Consider the following 22120-nt stretch of genomic DNA (forward strand, 5'->3'; position numbering starts at 1 on the left):
CGGCGCCCGCGCGCCTGACTGTCGTTGCACCCCGCCACCCGCTTGCTGCGCTCCCGAGTCGCCCGCCGCCGGGCGGGCTTCGTGGCGCTCGGGGTGTATGGCGCCGGCGTTTTCGCCTCCATCGTCGCCACGGCGTTCAGCGGCTGCGCGCCCAAATCGCCCGCGCCATCGCCGCCCGCCGTGGCCGCCGCGGCGCACGGACTCCGCGCGCAAGATTGCCGCGCCTGTCACGAGGATATTTATCGCGCCTGGTCCAACTCGCATCACGCCCTGGCCAACCGCTCCGTCACCGCCGCGCTCGATCGCGCCGCCTTCGACCCGCCGGCCGAAATCGCGCTCGGCAACGCCCACGACTCTCTGGCGTGGGCTGACCACGGCGCCGTGATCCGCGAACGCTATGGCGACGCCCCTGCGCGCGAATACCGCCCGGACATGGTCCTCGGCGTCGCTCCGCTTCGCCAATACATCGTCCCGCTCGCACGCGGTTTCTGGCAGACCTTCGAACAAGCCTACGATCCCGCGAAAAAGGAATGGTTCAACGTGTTCGGCGCCGAAAACCGGCAGCCCGGCGAATGGGGCCACTGGACCGGCCGCGGCATGAATTGGAATTCCCGTTGCGCGCACTGCCACATGACCGGTCTGCGCAAAAACTACGACATCGCCACCGATACCTACGCCACCACGTGGAGCGAACAGGGCGTCTCCTGCGTGCAATGCCACGGCGCCATGGCCGGCCACGCCGCCACTCCACGCGCTCGCTCCGATTCACCTCATCACGACGCGCGCACGATGATGGAAACGTGCGCCGCCTGCCACAGTCGCAACGAACTTCTCATCGGCAACCTCACGCCCGGCGAACGCTTCGCCGACCACCATCGCCTCGTCCTCCCGGTCGCCCCGGGCGTTTATTATCCCGACGGCCAGACGCAGGACGAAGATTTCGAATACGGCTCCTTCGTGCGCAGCAAGATGCACCACGCCGGAGTCACGTGCCTCGATTGTCACGATCCCCACACCGGTCAGACCCGGCTCCCCGCCGCCACCAACGCGCTCTGCCTCCAATGCCATGCCAGCGGCGGTCGTCCCGGCCTCCAGCCCACCGCGCCAATCATCGATCCCGTCGCCCATTCGCATCACGCCACGGGCAGCCCGGGCAACCTGTGCGTCGAGTGCCACATGCCGCACACGAACTACATGCAGCGCCACGCCCGCCGCGATCATGGTTTCCTTTCGCCCGACCCGCTGCTCACGAAAGAGCTCGGCATCCCCAACGCGTGCAACCGTTGCCACACGGATCGCTCCACCGACTGGGCCATCGCCGCGGCGGATCGTTGGTATGGCGCCAAACTTGATCGCCGCCAGCGGGACCGCGCCCGCGCCGTCGCCGCCGCGCAACAAGGCGACGCCAACGCCGCCGCGCCCTTGCTCGCGCTCCTCGCGGACGAGCCCATCCCCTCGTGGCGCGCCACCCTTCTGCTGCTCGCGGGCAACGTCGCCCCGCACGCACCGGCTGTCCTGGCGGCCGCGCACACTGCATTGACCGACGACGATCCGGACGTGCGTTCCGCCGCCGTGCAGGTCTCGTCCGCCGACGACACCGCCCGCCGCATGTTGCAACCGCAGTTGCACGATCCGGTCCGTCTCGTGCGGCTCGATGCGGAAGAAGCGCTCTCGCCCGAGCTCGCGCCCGACTCGCCCGAGCGTCGCGAACTCGATGCCTATCTCGCGCTGAGCCTTGATCAACCCGCCGGACAGGCGCGCGTCGGGCAGGATCTTCTCCGCCGCGGCCTCAAGGCCGACGGTCTCGCGCACCTGCAACGCGCCGTCGAATGGGATGCCTTTTCGCCCGCGCTTCGCCGCACGCTCGCGCTCGCCCTGGCCGACGCCGGTGACAACGCCGCGGCCGCCGCGCAATTCGATCGCGCCGCCGCGCTCGCCCCCGCCGATGCCACCCTCGCCTTCCAAGCCGGCCTCGCGCACGCCGCCGCCTCGGAATGGACCGCGACGGAGGCGTCGTTCCGTGAAGCCGTTCGCCGCGATCCCAAGTTCGATCGCGCCTGGTATAACCTCGGCTTGCTCCTCGCGCAGACGAACCGCCTGCCCGCGGCCTCGCAGGCGCTCGTGACCGCGACCGAGTTGGTGCCCGCGTCCGCCGAATACCACTACGCGCTGGCGACGGTGCTCTGGCAACTCCACGACCGCGAAGCCGCGCGGGCGGAGGCGGAAACGACCCTCACGCTGCAACCCGGCCACTCCGCGGCCGCCGCCCTGCTGCGCGCCCTCGGCGCTTCGCGTTAGCCCGCCGCGGGCGCCGTCACCGTCACTTCTTCACGGGCGCAAATTCGATCGGGATCAGCACGTCGAGTTCGACGAATTGACCGTCTTTGATCGCCGGAGCAAACAGCCAGCCCCGGAGCGCCTCCGCGGCCGCCTGTCCAAATTCCGGAGCACTCGCCTCCTGCACTTTCGCGTCCGTAACCACGCCTTCCCGGTCGACATGGCACAACACTTTGGCGGAGCCGGCCTCGCCCGAAGCGCGCAGCGATGCAGGATAGATGGGCGCTTCCGCGTAAACCGGGACCAGATCGCGCGCTGGCGTGCGCTTCAACGTGAAGGCATCGCGCGTTTCCTTGGCCTTCTTGATCGCGTCAGGTGTCATGGTCGAATTGATCACCTCGAACGCCCCCGCGAAAAAATGCACGTCCGGGCGGAGCTTCGATTTCTTCGCGTTCTTTCCCGCCACCTGAATCGCGAATGCGCCCGGCTTCGTCGGACTGAGGTTGTCCGGCAACGCCGCCACGCGGACGTATTTCGTCGTCCCATCCGTCTCCTTCACCTCGACCGCCACGAAGCTGCGGGGAATCGCCCGGTCAGGCACGACCGTCCCCGTGATCAGCAACTGCCCTTCTTCCGCCGCTGCTTGGATCTTGTAGGGCTTCACCGTGAAAAACGCGTCGTGAAACGTGCTGGCGGGCCTGGTCATGAGCTTCGCCTTCGCGACCGCCGCCCGCGCCTTGCCGCCTTTCACTGCGACAATCGGCGTGTCATCCTGCTTCACGGCGACCACCGGGTTCGTCGCGAAACCTTCCTTCGCCACGACGATCTCCTGCGCCCGGCCGGCGTGGAGAGTAAGGAGAGAAAAGGAAAGGAGGAGCAGACGTTTCATGGGGAAAGGGTTGAAGGTTATTAACGCGCTTCGGCGGTTACCACATCTTCGTTGTAAACTTTACCGTCGGTTCCGTAATGACGAAAAACAGCGCGCGGCTGGCCGTCCACGCGTTCGATGGTGACGTGCAGGAAGCCGCCTTTAATGCGCAAAAAGCGATGCATCGGCGTGCGGTCCGCGAGGCTGTAGCCGCCTGCATGCGCGTCCGACGTAGGGCCGGTCGAATACTCGCGCAGCCCAGTCGCCGGATCCGCCGAGACGTATTGCCAGTGCCGGTCCCCCGCGATCACGACCATGTTCTTCTGCGCGGCGAGAAACGCCCGTAACTCCGCGCCTTCGTGCGCGAAGGCCGCATTGGCGTGATTGTCGCCCTTCGCTTCGCGGTCCGGTCCCACGACCGGCGTCGGCGCAATCAGGATGCGAAACGTGGCATCCGACTCCTGCACGGTCCGGAAAAACCACGCTTTCTGTTCCGGCCCCCAAATTGTTTTGTCCGGACCATCAGGCGCCGTATTCGGCGACCGAAACTCCCGGCCCTCCATCATCCACACTTGCAGATCCTTGCCCCACCGGGCGGTCCGGTAGGTCTTTTCGCCCATGGGCACTTCCTCGCGGAAAATTCTCACTCCGTCCGCAAACGTCAGTTCGCCGTAGGTCTGCCCCGGCCACGCGTCGTCCTTCAACGTGTCATGGTCATCCTTCATGAAGTAGCTCGGCACGTGGAGATGAAACGCGCGGATATACGGCATCGCATACATGCGGTCCCACTTGAATCGCGCCAACGCCGGCGTCGTCGCCAGCGGCGTCGGCTTGTCGTAATACTCACAGTCGCCCGTGTGCACGAAAAAGTTCGGGTGCAACTCCGCCATCAACCGGTAGGTCTTGTGCCCGTTGAGTGGATCATCGCGCCGCGCGTAATCTTGTCCCGTCACCACGGTGAACGTCACCGGCTCAACCGCCTCTTTCGCGGGCGCCGTGCGAAAACTGCCTTCCTGCGCGCAGGTCGGGCCCGCCGCGGATGCCCGCCCTTCGGCCCGAAACCGATACCGGCAGTTTGCGCGCAAGCCATGCAGCGCGAATTGGTGGGAGAAGTCCCGATCGGCACTGATGGCCGCCCAGGCCAGAGCGGTCTCCGCCTTGTCGCCCTCCGCCCAATAGACGATTCGCACTTCCCCTTCGGCGCCGGGCACTGCTCCGTCCATCTCCGCGAGCGCGTGGCCCGCGAGTTGCAGGTTTTCAGGAATCGGCGCGCTGATCCGCAACGCCCGCTCTTCATACGTTTCGTTTTTCGGAGGCGCGTTGTCCTTCTCGATCTCGGCACGCGTACGAAATGCCACGCCGTTCATCACCCGTTCCGCGTTGCGCGTCAGCCGCGTCCAGATGATCGCGGAATCCGTGGACACTTCGCCAATTTTCAAACCGTCTGCCATGAACACCGCCGCTGTCGCCGGCTCGCTGGTCGGTGCCTTGACTGGGTCCGCCTCGCCTTCCGCCGCTGTTCTCGCCGTCAATGCGCACAGCGCACTTGCGGCCAGCGCGATGCGCCAAAAATGACGCATCCCCCTCACGGGTGAGGTCGGGTTCCGGATGGCTCGTGACGGTGTTGGATGGCTCTGCATGCGTGTCCTCTCGGGTGAATTTAATCTGTCACGGTCAGCGGCGCCGCGGGCTGCGTTTTCGTCGTTTCGGGCGCGAACCGCCAGCTCTTGTCCTCCACCCACGCACTGTGATCGAAATTGCCGATCCACTCGCGTTCATGCGCGCGGCGGAAGCGGATCAACGCCGCCACCGCCTCGCGGCCGCGATCCGGCGTCGACTCTGGATCGGAGAGCGTCAGCAACCGCGCCGCCTGCACGCTGAGCTGCGCCTGCGTCAATCCGTCGCGCAGGAACTGCACGCGTGCGACCGCCTCCCGGTCGCCTCGCGCCGCCTGCGCCGCCTCGTCCAGCAACGCCTCCGCCGGACCGAAGCACTCGTCGGGAAAAATCCGGTGCGGCACTTTCGCCCACGTGCGCCAGCGCATGGCTTCGCGATCTTCAAACGCGCTGAAGATCAGCGGACGGTTGTCCATCGTGTAACGCTCCCAGTAATCGAAATACGCCTGCACCTGCCGGGCCGCCGGACCAAAGCCGCCGTAGTATTCTGCGAGCAGTTCATCGACTGGAGCGTCCGGCTCCGTGTGCAGACGCATCAACAGGTAGAGGGTCGGCCCTTGCACCGCCCACTGGCCCGTGAGCGAATCGAAGTCCGTGGCAACGCAACCATGGCGCACGGCGTGCTGAAAATCATCGGCGAACTGATGCGCGAAAATGAAGGGCATGTCGTAGCCGTCGAGAAAGTAGTCGGGGCGGAAAAACAGCCGCGCGCCCGTGCGGCTCCAGCCGTCCCATTGCGCCTTATACCAGGCATGCTCATCGTCGAATCGCGGATACCACCCCGCCGACGGACTGAAAGCGATCAGGATGTGCGAATTGAGCTGTACGCCCGACGTCGGCGGCTGGAAATAATTGAAATACGCATAGCCGATCGCGGTGACGTCCGGATTTTCCTTTGCCGCGAGCTGCTGCACCGCCAGCACGAAACGCGCATAGCGGTCCGTCACAAAACGCGCCCCGTGCATTTTGAATTTCGGCAGGTAATACTTGTCCTTGTCCGGCGGCGGCGGCCCGTCCCAGGCCCGGCAGGCGTCGCATTCGCACAGGCCGAGAATATCGTTGTCCACTGCGTTGATGAAGCTCGGCAGGGTCCCCGCCGCCGCTCCGCCGCGCTTCTTCCACTGGGCGACAATTTCGCGGTGCAGACCGGGGTTCGAGACGCACATCGAGAAACGCGCCCCCGGCGTCGCCGGTCCGCGTTTGCCATTCACCAATTGAAACCACTCGGGATGCGTGGCGCCGTATTTTTGCCACCACGTCTTGAACTCATCGTGGCCGTAACTGATCCGATAGCTGCGCCCCAGCCGGTGCCGGCGGAGAAAAACCTGCTGTTCCTGCGCGTAAGCCTGCGTCGCCGCCGGCGTGAATCCGAGCTCGGGGTGGTCGAGATCCTTCGCGAAGTTGAGTCCCGGCCGCACGTGACGCTGAAAGAATCGCGGCGCCATGGTCACATCCATCCGACCAAACTCGATCCGCTCGGCGCGCGGCACATACGTGCCAAGTTCGCCCGGCCACAGCCAGCGCACGCCTTGGGTGCGCTCCAGCCATTCATAAACACCAAACAGCGTGCCGGCCGATGTGCTCAAATCGAGCGGATCACCCGGCGCATCGCGGCCCGCGATGATCAAACCCGCCGCCGTGCTGCGCACCGTGAAAGTTTCCACCGCCAGTTTCCGACCTTCGATCGCCGCCGCTCGCGCCGCCGCCGTATCTCCCAGAAAAATCAGCCTCGCGGCGAGTCCGCGCGCTTGCGCTTCATCCACCACCGGCGGCCGGTGGCCGGTCGCTTTTTCCAGGTGATAGGCGAGCTCCTGCGCTGCGTAACGCACCGCTTCCGGACATCCAGCAGCAGTGACGATCGTCACCGCTGCGGCGGGTGCTGCCTCCGGGCGGTCATCCATCCGCGCAAGAGCCATCGCGGCTTCTCCCGAACCGCCGCGCGCGGCGCCGACGATAGCCAGGAGCGCGAGCGCGGACAGAACCTTCATCAGCGGTGCGCGCATCACGGATTTTCCCACGGATCCCTGGTCCGCCGCTGAAAGGCCGTGAGTTCAGCCATGAGCTGCTGCTTCACGGCCGCGTGACCGGGATCGTCGGTGAGGTTGTTCACCTCGTCCGGATCCTGCTCCAGATCGTAAAGCTCGTATTCGGGCCGATGCAGAAACGCGGCGACCGTGCGTTGGCCAAACATCCGCCGCTCGCTCTCGGCGCTCGGCAGCCACGTGGGCGTTTTCTCCTCCGTGTCCGGCCCACGCACCTGTTTCGGCGCCAGCACCGCGCTGATCCACGTCGACGACTCGACCAGATCCCGCGCGAGCGGAAACGTGAGCTCATGCGCGAGGTTGTGAATCAATTTGTAGCGCGGCGTCCGGATGACGCGCATCGGGTAATACATCGTGATTTGATGAAACGTGTGCGAAGCAAAGACCCGGTCCCATCCCGCCAATGCGCCACCATCCAAGCCCGCGCGAAACGATCGGCCGTCGAACTGCTTCTCGTCGTAGGCCACGCCCGCGACGTCCAGCACCGTCGGCGTCAGGTCCGCCCACGAGACCATCGCCGACTGCAGCGCTCCCGGGTGTTGTCGGCCCGGTGCCCGCACCAGCAACGGCAGGCGCATCCCGGGTTCGTAGAGCGTCGTCTTCGAGCCAGGAAACGCCGGCCCGTTGTCCGAAAGGTACAGAATCAACGTGTTCTCGTACTTCCCCGCGGCCTTCAGCACGCCGATCAGTTTGCCGACGCCCTGGTCCAGGCGCGCAATCGACTGGTAATACTGGGCCAGTTCAAGGCGCGTGGCTTCGTTGTCGGGCAAATACGACGGCACGACCACGTCCTCCGGACGAAACGCGACGGGCGTCACGCCCGGATAACCCTGCGGCCGATTGCCGAAGCTGTTGGGATTCGGATACGTCTTGAAAGTCGGCTTCCCGTCCGGACGAAACGCGTTCGAGCGATGCGGATCGTCGGTCGCGTAATAGAGAAAGAACGGCCGGTCGTCCTTCGCCTCGATCACGCCGCGCGACATTTCCGCCATCTCCACCGGGCTGCGCCCGATCGTCTTCGGATCGTTCGCGTGCCCTTCCGAGAGCACGGTTTGAAACGCGAACACCTTCTCTGGCGCGATGTGATACTTCCCGATGCGCGCCGTGCGGTAACCGGCTTCCGCCAGGATCACCGACAAACTGCGGACACTGTCGAAGCTCTGAAAGTGATGCTCGTCGTGCTGCAAGCCATACATGCCGTTATGGTGACTCTGCAGCCCGCTGAGAATCGTCGCGCGCGACGGACTGCAACTGGCCGTCGTGCAAAACGCCGCGGTGAAGCGCGTGCCGTCCGCCGCGAGTGCGTCGAGATTCGGCGTGCGCACCACCGGATTGCCGTAGCATCCCAGCCCATCGGTGCCGTGATCGTCCGCCACGATCATCACGATGTTCGGGCGAGCGGGCGCCGCGGCCGTCGCCGCGGGTTCCGCCGCCGCACCGCAGCCTGCCAGCAGCGCCGCTCCGAGCACCGCCCCCCGCCACCCTAGGGCGACGGCCGGTCTATTTTGCGGTCGCGGCAATATACGCGCTGAGTTGTTCGACATGATGGTTGAAGACATTGCTGCCAATGTAGCGGAAGCCCTTCTTGAAATTCGGCTGGCCCACCAATTTTGAGCCGTCGTGCGTCGTGATCCAGCGCCCCTGGTCGTCGAGCGCCGCGATGATCCGTTGCACGTCCGGCGCCAACTCCTCCGCCGTCGCTTCCTGGCCGGCTACGCGGGCGACCGCGATCAGTTTGCCCGCTTCCGTGAACGTCTGGCCGTCGACCACTTTGGCGGCGCCCGGTTGATCGATGGCCGCAAACTCCGCTGCGAGTTCATTGATGCTCGACGGTTGTTTCCACCCGTAGTGCTTTGGCAGGTCTTTGTCGCTGTAGGTCAGGTCGTAGTAGCCGGGAGCGTTCGACGAGCCGCTCACGCCCGGTTTGCGGTTCATGTAGAGCGGCCGGTTGGTCTCGAGTTCGCGGTAGCGCGGCATGCGGCCGTCCGGCAGGAGGCACGTTTGCAGATAGGCAATCGCGCGCGGCAACGGCGCCAGATACTTCCGGTCCCCGGTGACCCGATAGATCTTCATCAAGGTCTTCACGGCGTCTTCCGACTCCAGGCCGCATACGGCCGGGGGCTCAAACTTCCGCGCCCACGTGGGCTCCATGTTGAAATTGTATTGCTGGCACCACGCCGGTTGCGGCTCGGGCATTTGCGCCAAAATCAAAAAGTCTCCCAACCGCGCGAGCGCCTGCTTGTAGCGCTCGTCGTGGTAGGTCTCGTAGGCAAGCAGCAGCGCATCCGAGACCGTGCCCACCAAGCCGTCGTTCAACGTGTAGTAGGTGTGATACGCCTCGTGCGGCCAAAGGCGCGGCCACTCCTTCGGGTAGTGCGCCTTGATGATGGGCTTGTTCGGCGCCGGCTCCTTCCAACCTTGCGGAAATCCACCGTTGGGAAACTGCGCCTGCAACAGGCTGTTCAACGCGAACAGGGTCACCTCGTGGATCTTCTCGTTCTTGAAGTCCAGCGCCTGGTCCAGCCGCACCATGAATTGGATCGCGGCCTGCGTTTGATCGTCGTCGAGCGACGAGTAGTTCATCCCATGGCCCCGGCCGTTCCGATAGTCGCCGCTGCGGTCGCCCTTCGGGTTGAAGTCGATCGTTTGCCGCCATCCGCCCGACTTCAACTGACCATAGACCAATGCCTGGCCAGTCTCCGTCGCCGCCTCCAGATAGAACGGGTCGTGCGTCGCGGCGTAAGCCTCCAAGTAGGCGCGCCCGACCGCCGGAGTGCCCGGCGGCTCCACCCAAACCTGATCACGCGTGCCCACGCCTTCACCCCAGCGCTCGCTCAAGTCCGGGGTGTAGAAATACGCGTAGCCGCCGTGCGAGGCGACTTGCGTGCGATAGAACGTCGCCGCGCGCTTGAGCGCCGCCGTCGCTTCGCTGCGCAAATCCCGCGGCGCCTCGGCCGCCGACAAGGCGGCCGGCAACACCGCGGCCAGACCCATTCCCACTAACGCCGCTGCTCGCCACCGGCGCGCGGTCGGCACGCTGTCGTGCGCTTCTTTTCCGTCATTCGTTTCGTGTTTCATCATAAAAGTCATCAGTTCGATTGGTTGCTCTTCGCGGCCGGCCACACCCAACTCGCATCCTCGATCCACGCGGAGTGATTGAAGTTGCCGATCCATTCGCGCTCGTGCGCGTGGCGAAACGCCGCCAGCTCGGCCAATGCCGCAGCGCCGCGTTCCGGCGTCGCGTGCGGATCCGCGAGCGTGAGCAATCCCGCCACCCGTGAGCAAAGTTTCGCCTGCACCAGCCCCAGCCTTAAAAATTCCACGCGCTGCGCCGCTTCCGCGTCGTCCTTCACTGCCGCCGCGGCCGCCGCGAGCAATCTTTCCGCCGGCGTGAAGGAGGCCGCGGGAAATACCTCGTGCGCCACCTTCGCCCACGAGCGCCAACGCGAAGCCTTCATGTCGTCGAACACGGCACTCGTGTGCTCGCGCTGCGTCACCACATACGCTTCCCAATAGTTGAAATAAGCCCGCACCTCCGCCGCCGCCGCGCCAAACGCCCCGTAATACTCCTCCAGCAGGCGGTCCGCATCTTCGTCCGGTCGGGTCTGCAGCCGCATCAGCAAGTAGATGTTCGGCCCCTGCGTGCTCCACTGTCCCGTGAGGGCATCGTAGTCCGTCGCGACCATTCCTGTGCTCACCTGGAACTTGAATTCGTCGGCGAACTGATGCGCATACACGTAAGGCATGTTATACCCGTCGAGACAGTAGTTGCCGCGCGAAAACAGCTTCGCGCCCGTGCGCGCCCAGCCCTGCCATTGACGGCGAAACCATTCGTTCTCCTCCGGCGAGCGCGGATACCAGCCGGACGACGGATACGATCCGACCAGAATATGGTCGTTCAACGTGATCGCCGCGGACGGAAAATAATAATAATTGAAGTAGTTATAGACGACGAGTGTGACGTCCGGGTCGGTCTTGCGCGCCTCCGCCTGCACCGCCAGCCAGAACTTCGCGTAGCGATCCGTCACGCAATGCGAACCCATCATTTTCGACGTGCGGGCGTAGTAATCGAGAAAGTCATCAGGCTGCGGTCCGTCGAGCGCTCGGCAATTATCGCACTCGCACAGGCCCATGATGCCGTTCTCGACGGCGTTGAGATAGTGCGACGCGGCGGAGCCATCCTTCGCTCTGCGCTCCCGCCACAATTCGACGATCTTGTGCTGAAACTCCGGATTCGAAACACACATGGAGTAACTCCGGCCCGGAGCCGTCGGCCCGCGCTTGCCGTTCACCAACTGAAACCACTCCGGGTGCTCGGCTCCGTATTTCTCCCACCAATCGGTGAAGGCATGCCGATAAGTCAGGTTCTTCGCGCGCCCCATCCGGTGCCGGCGCAGATACACGGCCTGCGCGTGCGCATAATCTTCCAACGCGCCGGGCGAAAAGCCCATCGTCGGGTGTTCGCTCTTGAACGTCAGGCCGCCACGCACTTGCCGTTGCACGAAGTGCGGCGCGCGGATCGCGTCGGGCACATCGGCAACCACGGTGGCATGAATCGGCACGAACGTGCCCAGTTCGCCCGGCCAGAGCCAGCGCACCTGCACGACCTCCTCCAGCCACTCGTAAACGCCAAACAAAGTGCCCGCCGCTACGCTCACATCGAGCGCCTCGCCGCCTTCGTCGGAGCCCGCGATCACAAACCCGTCGGCCACTGCGCGGAAGGCAAATGCTTCGCGCGCCAGTTGCTGCACGTCAATTCCCGCGCCGCGCGCCGCCTGCGTGTCGCCCACGTAGAGCCGTGCGCCTCCCGCCGGCATTTCCCGGCCTTCGCGGACCACGGTTAACGTGACACCTGTCGCGCGCCGGATATGATACACCAGCTCCTCGGCGGCGTAGCGGCTCACTTCATTCGGTTGCGCCGGGAGCACCACGAGTGCCGGCGGTTCTCCCGCTTTCACCACCGTCAGCGGCCGCCCAAAGGCCGCCCCGCACCACGCCAGCGCCACGAGCCCCATAAGGGCCCAGCGCGACGTCCGCGAAAACCAGCCGGCCCTCTTGGCGCCCGTGCTCACGGATAATACTCCGGTTCCTGCTTGGTTTCCCGCGAGAGCTTCCAGCTCGGATCTTCCACCCAGGCGTCGTGATTGAAGTTACCGATCCACTCCATCTCGTGCGCACGGCGAAACGCGAGCAGCGCTTCGAGCGCCTTCTGCCCGCGTTCGGGCGTCGATGCCGGTTCGGCCGTCGTCAGCAACGCCGCCGCCCGCGCGCTCAGCTTCGCGTGCTCGAGTCCGTCCTGGAGAAACGTCACGCGCGCGCGCGCCTCCGCATCGCCCGCCGCCGCGGCGGCCGCTTTGGCCAGCAACGCCTCGCCCGGCGCAAAACAGTCCGGCGGAAACACCCGGTGCGCCGCCTTCGCCCACGTGCGCCAACGAATCGCCACGCGATCGGCAAACACGTCGTTGATCAACGGCCGGTTGTCCATTGTGTAGCGTTCCCAGTAGTCGAAATACGCCTTCACCTCCGCCGCGGCGGGACCAAAGCCCGAGTAGTATTCCGCCAGCAACGCGTCCGGATTCGCCGTCGGCGCCGTGTGCAGCCGCATGAGCAGATACAAGTTCGGACCCTGTGTGCTCCACTGTCCCGTCAACGCGTCAAAGTCCGTCGCGATGATTCCGTTGCGCACCGTGGATTGGAAATCGTCGGCGAACTGATGCGCAAAAATGAACGGCATGCAGTAGCCATCGAGGAAGTAATTCGGCCGGAAAAACAACCGCGCCCCGGTATCGTGCCACCCTTGCCATTGCGCTTTATACCAAGCGTGCTCGTCGTCCATCCGGGGATACCACCCGGCGGACGGACACAGTCCGATCAGGATATGCGGGTTGAGTTTCACGCCCGACGTCGGCGCCTGGAAATAGTTGAAATACGCATAGCTGATCACCACGGCGTTGGGGTTGTGCTTCGCCGCACGCTGCTGCACCGCGAGGGCAAATCGCGCATACCGGTCCGACACGAAGCGAGCGCCATACACCTTGAAATTCGGCAGGTAGAACTTGTCCTTGTCCGCCGGCTGAGGTCCATCCCACGCCCGACACTCGTCACATTCGCACTGGCCGAGGATGTCATTTTCCACCGCGTTGACGAAGCTCAGCCGCCCCTTGCGATCCGCTCCGCCATGCGCCACCCACTGATCCACGATCTGCTGCTGCAGGTCCGGATTCGAGACGCACATGGAGAAACGCGCACCCGGCTTTTCCGGCCCGCGCTTGCCGTCGACCAGTTGAAACCAGTCGGGATGCTCCGTGCCGTAGTTATTCCACCATTGGGTGAACGCGTGCCCATACGTCATCTTCGTGCTTTGTCCCAAACGATTGCGGCGGAGGAAAACGGTTTGGTCCTTCGCATACGCCGCTGCCGCCTTCGCCGTGAAGCCGAGCGCGGGATGCTCGTTCTTGAAGGTCAGTCCCGGCCGCACCCGGCGTTGGATGAAGCTCGGCGCCACGGTCGCATCGACCGCCGGCACCGCCAGCCGGTCCGACTTCGGCACGAAGGTGCCCAGCTCTCCAGGCCACAGCCAGCGCACGCCCACGTCGCGTTGCAACCACTCGTAAACACCAAACAACGTGCCCGCCGACGTGTTGTTCTCGAGCGGATCACCGGCACTGTCGTTGCCCGCAATAATCAGCGCATCGTCCGCCGTGCGCAGCGTGAACACTTCGGCCGCCAGCGTTTTCACATTGATCCCCGCCGCGCGCGCCGCCGCAGTATCGCCGAGATAAATGCGGCCGCCGGTGGTCTTTTTCGCGGCTGACTCCGTGATCACGGGCAGCGTCGCGCCCGTCGCCTTCTCAAGGTGATAGACGAGTTCCTGCGCCGCGTAACGCACCACCGCCGAAGGGTGATTGGGCGTCACGATCACTGCCGCGGGTTTACCCTCGTCGGCGACCACCCATTCCGCGCGCGACGAGCCCACGCCCGCCGCACCCACCCCGATCGCCAGGGCCGCGCGGAGCCATCCGCCGATCGGCGACGCACGTCGTTCGCGCCGCTGTGTTGTCCGCAAAGCGTCATTTCGCATGTTCATCGTTTGTCCTCCGTCGTCGCTGCCGGCGCCCACGTAAGGCTCACCGCTCCGGCCGCGCCGCTGTTATGCTTCCGCACCCAGATATTCCGTTTCGTGGCGTCGTAGAACCAACCTTCGCCGCCGGCCTGAAACGCAGCCAGCGTGTCGAACGCCGCCAATTTCGCTCCATCCGCGGTCACGCTCACCGGCCGGTGCGCATCGGCGTCGTGGATGCGCAGCAGATGGTTGCGCTTCGTCGCGTCCCAGCCCACGACGAACGCGTTCGCCTGCCGGGCATCGGTCGTGATCCGCACCGGTCCTTCGGTGTCGTGCAACACGAATTCGCTCTGCCCGCCCGCCTTCGGCCAGATCGCCAAGGTCACGTAGCCCTTTGAGGCGGCCGTGCCAAACCCCGTCACGTCGTTGGCGATCTCCATCGGAATGATGGCTCCTTCGCGCACGAACAACGGAAACTTGTCCTTCACAAACCAGCCCTTGAACCAGTCGATGGTCACCGGGCCTTGGTAGCTCTCATTTTCATCCCAAAAATCGAACCAGCGCCCCGCCGGCAGGTAGACCTTGCGGTCCGGATTCATATTGAGCATCGGCGCCACCAGCAGCGAGGTGCCCACCGTAAACTCGTCATCGACCCGCCACGTGGCCATGTCGTCCTGAAACGACCACACGAGCGGCCGGCACACCGGCGCCCCCGTGGCCGCGGCTTCATGCGCGAGACTCATCCACAACGGGGTCAGATCCGTGTGCAGCCACGCGAGGTAGCGGAAGTGTGTTTGCGCTTCCTCCGAATACCACCACGGCATGTGCAACGTCTGCATCCCGGGGAGCATCGCGCCAAACTGGGCCCACCGCAGCCAGGCGTCCTCCGGCGCGGGTTGATTCTCGAATCCGCCGATGTCCGTCGAAAGAAACGGCAGGCCGCAGAACGCCAGCGAGAGCGACGAATACACCGACGACGGCAGGCCGTTGTTCGCGAACGACCCCGCGAGGTCGCCCGGCCACTTGAAATTCGTGTAGGCTCCCGAACCGACCCACGCCGCGCGCGGCACCATCAAAAAATCGTCGCCCAACCGCTTTTGCAGCGCTTCGAAAAACACTTTGTTAAATTCCAACGCATACGAGTTGTGGACGTCGCGCCCCTCGCGGCCGCCGAACAACCGCGCATCTTCCGGCAAATCCTGGCCGGCATCGAGTTTGAAGCCCGCCAGACCGAGATCGAGAGCGCGATCAATCTGCGCCTCCCACCATTTCGCCGCCGCGGGATTAAAGAAGTCGATCGCGTTGTAGTATTTTCCTTCGAGTTCGCCCGAAGCCGTGATCTTCACGTCTCCGCCGCTCGTGTCGCCATCCGGCTTTTGCGCGAGATAGCCCTTGGCCACCGCCTCTTTCCAATTGGAGGCTTTGTCCGTCGTATACGGCACCGTCCACGCCAGCGAACGGACGCCCTTGGCCCGCAATTGCGCGATCAATCCTTTCAGATCCGCACTGAACGCGGGATTCGGTTTAAACGACGACCGCGCATCCTGCCACGGTGGCTCAAACCAAGTCGCGCCGATCGGTAGGCCCATCGCGTGCAGCTTATCGACCATCTCAATGAAATGTTCTCCCTTGAGCGTATCGATCTTCGCGCCCGGCTGGCTGGGATCGGCCATCAACCAGAACCAGGGCTGAAACGTCCAGCGCGGCGGCCGTTGCGGCAAACCCGCCTCGGTGAGAAAATGCCGCACGGTCGTGGCGATGCTATCGCCCGCGACGAAGGTGAGATCGAGTTCGCCGGCGGGTGCTTCGTAGGTGAGCTGGTCCGCGCGGCGTTGCCCCACGTCGAAATGCACGCGCCCGCCGTAGTTCAGCAAAAATGCGTAGTTTCGCGTCGAAACGTAATACGGCATATACGCGCATTCATCCGGCGTGCCGCCGATGTCCCACAAATCAAACGCCTGGCCGCGCTGCGCGACGTGGCCATTCCACATCTCCCCGAAGCCGTAGATTTCTTCCATCGGGTGCAACATCGTCGCCCCGCGCACGCCCGTGACGCCGCCGTCCGCCGCCCGCACGATCACGCGAAACCCGTTCGCACCATACGGCCGCACTTCGGCCGTCGCGCGCGCCCCGTTGGCGAGGCTCGCCGCCACCCGCACGACGTCCGCGGACTCCGCCTTTGCGCTGTCGGCACGGGCCAATGCCACCCACGCGTCGCCGATCTTCAGCGCCGGCGCGTCCGCGTCCGCGACTCGTGTTTCATCGTGCGCGGTGGCGATCCGCAGCCGCCATGGTTCGCGCTCGATGATGAGCACGGTTTCCCCGTTCGCACAGCGAAAGTCGTGCGGACTTTCCGTCAGCGTGATTCCCGCCCACACGTGCCCCGCGCTCATCAGGCCGGCGACGAGCCACCACGCCTGCGCGAACCAGGATTTCTTCATTCGTTGCTTCATAATTTACGGCCCGTGGCCGGCTGCGCCTCGACGCGCTCGATCTCACCCTGGCCGCGGTGCCAGTTCAGAAACGTGTAATGCGCCGTCGGCGCTTTCACTTCCTCGCGCAAACGCACGTGGGCCGCATCGGCCGACGCCAGCTCCATGCCACAGGACAAATTCAAATCGCCGCCCACGAGGTAACGCCCCTCCGCCGTCAACGGCGTGAGTCGCACGACGCGCGCCGCATGCGCCGGCAGCAAGAGGCTGAGGCGGTCCTCGCGGCTAAACGTGCCGAGATACCGCTGCGTCTTGTATTCGAACGCCGCGAACACCTCGCCCGGCGGCAGATGCGGCACATCGCCGATTTTGAACGCCAGAGTCTTCTCGCCCGCGCCATTCCAATTGCACAGCGAAACCATCACCCACGGCGGCAACACGCCGTCGTGTTGAAACGCACTCGAAAAATATTCCGGCAAATACTCGGCCCAGGGATAGAAGCGTTGCGCCACCGGCGCGTAGGTTGGCAGGGCGGCGTGGTAGAGCGCGTAGCGATCCGGCGGCACCTCATCGAGTTTGTCCGAGACCTGCACCACCCCGCCGCCGAGGAAACGATACACCACCGTTGAAAATGCTTCTTCGTCCGTGAAGTTGCCCATCGACAAATGCAGCTTGGTCTTTCGCCACGGCGTCGTTCGGCGGCGCAGTTGCAGTGCGTCCTGGTCGCTCGTCCACAACGCTTCGTCGTAAATCGCCCGCGCGAACGTCTGCCGCATGCGCACGGGATAACGCGTCGCGTAAGCGTCGCCGGCCCGCGGGTCCCAATGCCCGCGCACGTCCGACCCGGAACGATTGATGTCCACCAAACCCGCGTTGGCCTCAAAGAGTCCGCCCCAGACGCCAATCACCGTTTTTTCGCCCGCCGCCTTCCGCAGCACCTCGAGGCCGTGGCGATACGCCTGCGCCCGGTTCTTTGACCGATCATGAAAGACCGCGTTTTCGTTGATCACGACGGCGCGAAGGAAATCGAACTTCAGGTAGCGATAACCCCAGCCGGTCAGTTTGTGACACAGCTCGGTCAAAAACGTCTCCGCCGAAGGCGCCGTCGGATCGAGGATGTAGCAATGCCCCATGTCCGTCTTGAACTCGATCGGCTGACCCGCGCGATCCAGCAACGGGAGATCAGGGTATTTTTTCAGCACCTCCGCGTTCGACTCGATGATAAAGGGACACGTCCAGATCCCCGGCGCGAGCCCCGCGGCCGTGATCTCATCCGCCATCGCTTTCATGCCGTCCGGAAACCGCGCCGGATCCGCATTCCAGTCACCGAAGTTGTCGTCCCAGTTGTAATCGATCAGGAAGGTGTCGAACGAAAGCGGGCGCGCCCGCATCGCGCGCAAATCCGTTCGCAAATCGTCCGCGACGATTTCCGGACCGTAAAAATACCATGTGCAAAACACATTGCGGAGTGGCGAGCTGCGACCGCCATAAGCCTGACGAATCCGGGCCACATGCTCGGCCAGCAGTTCTGCGCACGACTTCCCCGATTGCAGGTGCAGCCAATGCGTCTCACGCGTCTCGCCCGGCGCCACGCGCACATTGTCAAACTCCGCCGTTGCGGTCAGGTGCGCCAACGCGTCGGCCGCCGAAGTGAGTGCAAGCTCGATGTCGTTCAGGTGCCGCGTCTGGCCATCGAAGCCAATGAAGAGATCCGCCTGCGCTTTCCCGTCGGGCATGATCACCAACGCCGGATCCGAGTGAAAGAGCGGCCCCGCCATCGGCGACGCTTCCACGGGGTCGTCAGTCGGCTTGCCGCCCACCACGGCCTTCGCACTGTCGGTGGCGGCATCGCGCGAGGCGTCGTCCCACACCGACGGTCGAAACGGCCCGGGCACGTCGTTCTTCTGTCGCGCGAGACGATAGACGGTCCACGCCTTCACGGTCGTGCCGGCCACGTTCACACTGTCGGCACCGACCGCCCGCAACAAGGTCACGCGCCCCAACTCGATCGCGGTCGCGCGCCGATTCGTGACCGCAACTTTCAACCGGTATCCGCCAGGTTCAGCCTCAAGGGTCCGCTGCAGTTGCAGGCCTGCCACTTCCCCGCGCCCTTGGGCGTCAAAAACTACGTCCGGCAGTATTTCGCCGCCTCCGAGCACCGGTGACGGTGTCTCGAAAGTCACGCGGGTGCCGCCCGCAAAATTCAGCGTCACGAGCTCCGGCGCCGCCGCCGCCTTTACGAGAGCAAACGCCAACGCGAGCACCGCCGGCAACATCGCGCGCCACGCCGTCGACGAACTCACAAAAGGGAGATGCCACGGGCGGAGGCGTTTCAATACTCGACCTCCTGACGGTAGGCGGCGAGCCACGCGTCCACTTCGGCCGAAGTTTCCGGCACCACTAATTTCCGACGCGTAGGCGCGTAGTCCGGATAACCGCCGACCTCATCCTGCGAATCGATCACCCGCCCCTTGCGCGCGAGGTAGTCGTTGACGATGCGTTGATCGACGCGATCGCGGTCTTTCGGGCGCGCCCCGGCGTTCTTCAACACGAACGCCTCTGTCAACGCCACCGGCAGCGGGGTGAAACCCTTCGGTTCAAGCATCGGTTGATCGACCACGGTCACTTCGGGCACGATCTGGCTGCGTTCGGTCGCCACCGCTCCGTCCCAGAGCAGTTCGCCATCTTTACCGTAAACGCGGCTGTCGCGCTGATACAATTTGGCGGTGCCCATCACCGCATCCTTCGAACACGTAAACATCTTCAACCCCGCGTGGGTCGACGCACCCATCCGATAGAGGTTGGCGATCGCGGTCATTTGCGACGGGAGCATCGGATCGGAAATCACTTTATATTCGTCGGGCACCCAGGCGAAGTGGATCGCACCGTTGCCCGGATCATAGATCACGTTGTTGGCCATGAACACCGTGGTGTTGGGCTTTAGATACGGATTCCGATTGTAGTCATGCGCGTAAAGATTCCCGACAATCGCCACGTCATGCGTGAAGTCATGGATCAACGTCCCCTTCGAATGAGGTCCCTTCGGGTGCGTGGAATTATTCAACGCCTCCGCGATGATGCAGTTGCGAATCGTCACGAAACTCGACGTGCCATTTTTGACGCGCGGACCCGAGACCGAGAGATTTTCGTCGATCGACCACGACGACGAGCAGTGATCGTAGAGGACGTTCTTCACCTTCGGCCCCTGCGTGGTCATCGAGTCCGGCTGCCAGCCCGCCTTCTTCAAGTCGCCGCCGTCGCCCACCCGCACGTGCAGGTGCCGCACGATCACGTCGTGCGTCGATACCGTCAGGCTGCCGCGGACGATCGTGATGCCGGGTGACGGCGCCGTCTCTCCCGCAATGGTGACATCGCCATTTTCCAAGGTGACCTCGTCGCCTTGCCAATCGATCACGCCACCGACTTCAAACACGATGATGCGCCGGCCCTCGGCCGCGAGCGCCGCCTTGAACGATCCGTCACCCTCGTGGGCCAGGGTCGTGACTTTGATCACGCGCCCGCCCCGCCCGCCGGGCGTATCGGCGCCGAAGCCGCTGAAGGCCATCGCGCTTCCGCCGGGCACCGTGGCCGGTTGCTGAGTCGCCGCGTGCAGAGGCAGCACCAGCCCGGCCGCGAGGGAGAAGAGGAGGAACGTTTTCATTTTGTCGATTGGTTCACCGCGATCCAAAACGGCTGCTCGTTGCCGGTGCGCACCTCGCGCACGGACTCTTCCTCGCGCAGCCGTTCGGCGCGCATCCGCGCCGGCTCGGTGCCGAGCAGGCGCTCAAACCCGGCGTTGTCGGCATACGCGTTTTCAAGATAGAACAGGAGTTCCCAGTGCATATTGAGATCGAGACGATGCTGCCGGCGGAAATCATATAAGGCCTGGGTCGTCTGCTTTTTCTCCTCCGCTGAAGCCGTCGAGCCCACGCCATTCGCCTTCGTGGCGCGATAAGTGACCCGGCTGTGCTCGTTGGCCAGCACCAGCGTCTGCACCCGCGCGCGTTCACTGGCGGTCAGGTCCCGGCTGAGTGCTTTCTGCAGCAGCGCATCCGTCTGGTCGAAATCCTCTTCCCGATACATCAAGCCCGCGAGGTTCGCCATTTTGTTGCGCAATAGCTTCATGCCCGGCGTGAGGTCGGTGATGCGGTCGAGGTTGGGCATCACCCGATCGTTCCAGATCTGCTGCCAATATTGCTGGTAGGCTTTTACGTCGTCGCGAGCGTTACCGTAAGTCCCGCAATATTCGTTTTCCCAATCCGCGAAAGAGCGCTCGGGCCGGTAAAAACCACGCGCCATGATATAATTGGTCATGCCTGAAATCGGCCAGAAGCCCCAGCACGTATCATAATCCGTGCCCTTCATGTTGAGGTAGTGGTTGACAAGCTGATAGTGGCCAAACATGTGCTGCTCAAAACCGAGCGGCAGACCCGTGTCCTGACACAGCGCATTGGTCCGCATATAAACATCCGTGGCATTGGCATTCTTCCACCCGCGGACGTAGGCCTCCATCTCCGGCAGGGTTTCGGACAGATTCGGCAGCAGGAACGTAATCACGCCATCGTCCAGGCGCTCCCGCCGGGGCGGCTGATTGTAGCGGCTGTAGGCATAGAACACCACGCGGGCCTTAGGATCGTAATGCGCGCGGGCTTCGCGGAGCACCGCGTTGGTGAAATGCACGTAGCGGTCGGTCAACATCCGGTCCTCGACGTCGAGATTTTCCTCGCCCGGCAGCAGCACATCGAGCGCCTGGCAGTCCGGACAACGGCAGAAATTGCGACTGTCGTTTTCGCAGGCATTGATGACCAGCCCGCCGCCCGCCGCGTAATGATCCTTCACGACCTGTTTGACCAACGCCGGATTGCTCACGCACATCTTCACCCGATCGGCCAGTTTCTCTGACGCCGGCCCGCGCTTGCCGTTTTTGCCGAGCGCAAAATATTCCGGGTGCGTCGCGCCATACTTGGCCCACCACTTCCGAAAGGCGTGGCCGTAGGTGAAATCGAGGCTGCTGCCCATGCGCATCCGCTTTTGCCAGACACGCTCATCCAACTGACGCGCCTCAAATTCCTTCGCGGAAAACTGCATGTCCTTCGGCACTTCGCCTTCCTTTAACGCGCGATCGCGGAGGTCTTCTTTATACGCGGTGCGCATGTGGCGTTGCACCAGTTGCGGCACCCACTGCCCCTCGCTCACCGGGAGCACCAGCACCTTTTGCGGCGTGTAGGTAATGCCGGCGAGACCCGGTTCGATCCAGTGCACCCCGAGGGCGTTCTCCAGAAATTCATAAACGGCATACAGCGTGCCCGCCTGGGTCTTGCTCGCCATGGCGATGTCGCGCGCCGTGCCGCCGCCGCGAAGGGCCTTCTTGTTCACGGCATCCCGCCCATACAAGAAAATGCCTTTCGGTGTGACGACCCAGCGCCCTTCCTCGACCTCGAGCGATGTCTTCACGTTGGGCGGGAGGAGCCCCACGCCGATCGGAAACTGTCCCGCTTGGGGGCGCTTCACCACGGGCACGTCGCAACCCGTGATCAACTTCAAGTGGAACTGCAGTTCCTCCACCGCGTAGTCGATCACCGCCGTTTTTTTGGCCGGCACCACGATGACGCAGCTCGACGGGTTGATCTTGATCGTGGGGTCTTCACTTTTCGCCCGCAGCGCGGTGGTTCCAAGCGAGATGGCTGCCAGCAAGCAGCACAGGAGTTTATTTAGAGAATTCACAGATATTGTATTGGGGTTGCCCGGTCGCACAATGACGG

13 protein-coding genes are annotated in these 22120 nt (G+C 64.0%); 2 read left to right on the forward strand and 11 right to left on the reverse strand.

The genetic code is table 11. The features are described from left to right. The first annotated feature begins 42 nt into the window (after positions 1 to 42). On the forward strand, positions 43 to 2298 hold the full coding sequence (locus K0B96_RS14770; protein WP_220161650.1) for a multiheme c-type cytochrome: 2256 nt from the start codon (positions 43 to 45) through the stop codon (positions 2296 to 2298). 22 nt (positions 2299 to 2320) lie between these two features. Here the strand turns inward: K0B96_RS14770 and K0B96_RS14775 are convergent, their stop codons facing one another. Both K0B96_RS14775 and K0B96_RS14780 read right to left on the reverse strand, forming a co-directional pair. After that, a complete protein-coding gene (locus K0B96_RS14775) occupies positions 2321 to 3166 on the reverse strand; it encodes an energy transducer TonB (protein WP_220161651.1) in 846 nt (281 codons plus the stop codon). Positions 3167 to 3186: 20 nt separating this feature from the next. Then, positions 3187 to 4569 (reverse strand): alkaline phosphatase D family protein, encoded by a 1383-nt coding sequence (locus tag K0B96_RS14780; protein ID WP_220161652.1) that lies wholly within the window; start codon positions 4567 to 4569, stop codon positions 3187 to 3189. Positions 4570 to 4594: 25 nt separating this feature from the next. Between K0B96_RS14780 and K0B96_RS17460 the strand changes: the two genes are divergently transcribed. Then, positions 4595 to 4720, forward strand: coding sequence for a hypothetical protein (locus K0B96_RS17460; RefSeq protein WP_255558712.1), 126 nt, complete (start codon positions 4595 to 4597; stop codon positions 4718 to 4720). Positions 4721 to 4805: 85 nt separating this feature from the next. On the opposite strand, the gene K0B96_RS14785 is transcribed toward K0B96_RS17460, so the two are convergent. From K0B96_RS14785 to K0B96_RS14825, 9 genes are read right to left on the reverse strand one after another with little or no spacing between them, the layout of a single operon-like run. Beyond that, positions 4806 to 6809, reverse strand: coding sequence for a DUF4838 domain-containing protein (locus K0B96_RS14785; RefSeq protein ID WP_220161653.1), 2004 nt, complete (start codon positions 6807 to 6809; stop codon positions 4806 to 4808). Between the two features lie 14 nt (positions 6810 to 6823). Beyond that, positions 6824 to 8422, reverse strand: a complete 1599-nt coding sequence (locus tag K0B96_RS14790; RefSeq protein WP_220161654.1) for a sulfatase family protein — start codon at positions 8420 to 8422, stop codon at positions 6824 to 6826. Beyond that, complete coding sequence (locus K0B96_RS14795; protein ID WP_220161655.1) at positions 8364 to 9944, reverse strand: pectate lyase; 1581 nt, start codon at positions 9942 to 9944, stop codon at positions 8364 to 8366. The genes K0B96_RS14790 and K0B96_RS14795 overlap by 59 nt, the downstream gene beginning before the upstream one ends. 8 nt (positions 9945 to 9952) lie before the next feature. Then, positions 9953 to 11878, reverse strand: coding sequence for a DUF4838 domain-containing protein (locus K0B96_RS14800; RefSeq protein WP_220161656.1), 1926 nt, complete (start codon positions 11876 to 11878; stop codon positions 9953 to 9955). Positions 11879 to 11931: 53 nt separating this feature from the next. Further along, positions 11932 to 13944 carry a DUF4838 domain-containing protein gene (locus K0B96_RS14805; protein WP_220161657.1) on the reverse strand — a complete coding sequence of 671 codons (2013 nt, stop codon included), beginning with the start codon at positions 13942 to 13944 and terminating at the stop codon, positions 11932 to 11934. 2 nt (positions 13945 to 13946) lie between these two features. Continuing rightward, entirely contained in the window at positions 13947 to 16367 is a 2421-nt protein-coding gene (locus tag K0B96_RS14810) for a TIM-barrel domain-containing protein (RefSeq protein WP_220161658.1), read from the reverse strand. Positions 16368 to 16375: 8 nt separating this feature from the next. Next, complete coding sequence (locus K0B96_RS14815) at positions 16376 to 18661, reverse strand: alpha-galactosidase (protein ID WP_220161659.1); 2286 nt, start codon at positions 18659 to 18661, stop codon at positions 16376 to 16378. A 29-nt stretch (positions 18662 to 18690) separates the two neighbouring features. Then, positions 18691 to 20019, reverse strand: coding sequence for a pectate lyase family protein (locus K0B96_RS14820; RefSeq protein ID WP_220161660.1), 1329 nt, complete (start codon positions 20017 to 20019; stop codon positions 18691 to 18693). Next, positions 20016 to 22082, reverse strand: coding sequence for a DUF4838 domain-containing protein (locus tag K0B96_RS14825; protein WP_220161661.1), 2067 nt, complete (start codon positions 22080 to 22082; stop codon positions 20016 to 20018). The genes K0B96_RS14820 and K0B96_RS14825 overlap by 4 nt, the downstream gene beginning before the upstream one ends. Positions 22083 to 22120: the final 38 nt, after the last annotated feature.

The organism is Horticoccus luteus, from assembly GCF_019464535.1.
GTDB classification, from domain to species: domain Bacteria; phylum Verrucomicrobiota; class Verrucomicrobiia; order Opitutales; family Opitutaceae; genus Horticoccus; species Horticoccus luteus.

Bases quoted from the DNA above. Each gene is read 5' to 3' on its own strand.
- K0B96_RS14775 (WP_220161651.1), bottom strand. From the start codon at position 3,166: ATGAAACGTCTGCTCCTCCTTTCCTTTTCTCTCCTTACTCTCCACGCC.
- K0B96_RS14810 (WP_220161658.1), bottom strand. From the start codon at position 16,367: ATGAAGAAATCCTGGTTCGCGCAGGCGTGGTGGCTCGTCGCCGGCCTG.
- K0B96_RS14805 (WP_220161657.1), bottom strand. From the start codon at position 13,944: ATGCGAAATGACGCTTTGCGGACAACACAGCGGCGCGAACGACGTGCG.
- K0B96_RS17460 (WP_255558712.1), top strand. From the start codon at position 4,595: ATGAACACCGCCGCTGTCGCCGGCTCGCTGGTCGGTGCCTTGACTGGG.
- K0B96_RS14795 (WP_220161655.1), bottom strand. From the start codon at position 9,944: ATGATGAAACACGAAACGAATGACGGAAAAGAAGCGCACGACAGCGTG.
- K0B96_RS14790 (WP_220161654.1), bottom strand. From the start codon at position 8,422: ATGTCTTCAACCATCATGTCGAACAACTCAGCGCGTATATTGCCGCGA.
- K0B96_RS14820 (WP_220161660.1), bottom strand. From the start codon at position 20,019: ATGAAAACGTTCCTCCTCTTCTCCCTCGCGGCCGGGCTGGTGCTGCCT.
- K0B96_RS14800 (WP_220161656.1), bottom strand. From the start codon at position 11,878: ATGGGGCTCGTGGCGCTGGCGTGGTGCGGGGCGGCCTTTGGGCGGCCG.
- K0B96_RS14785 (WP_220161653.1), bottom strand. From the start codon at position 6,809: ATGAAGGTTCTGTCCGCGCTCGCGCTCCTGGCTATCGTCGGCGCCGCG.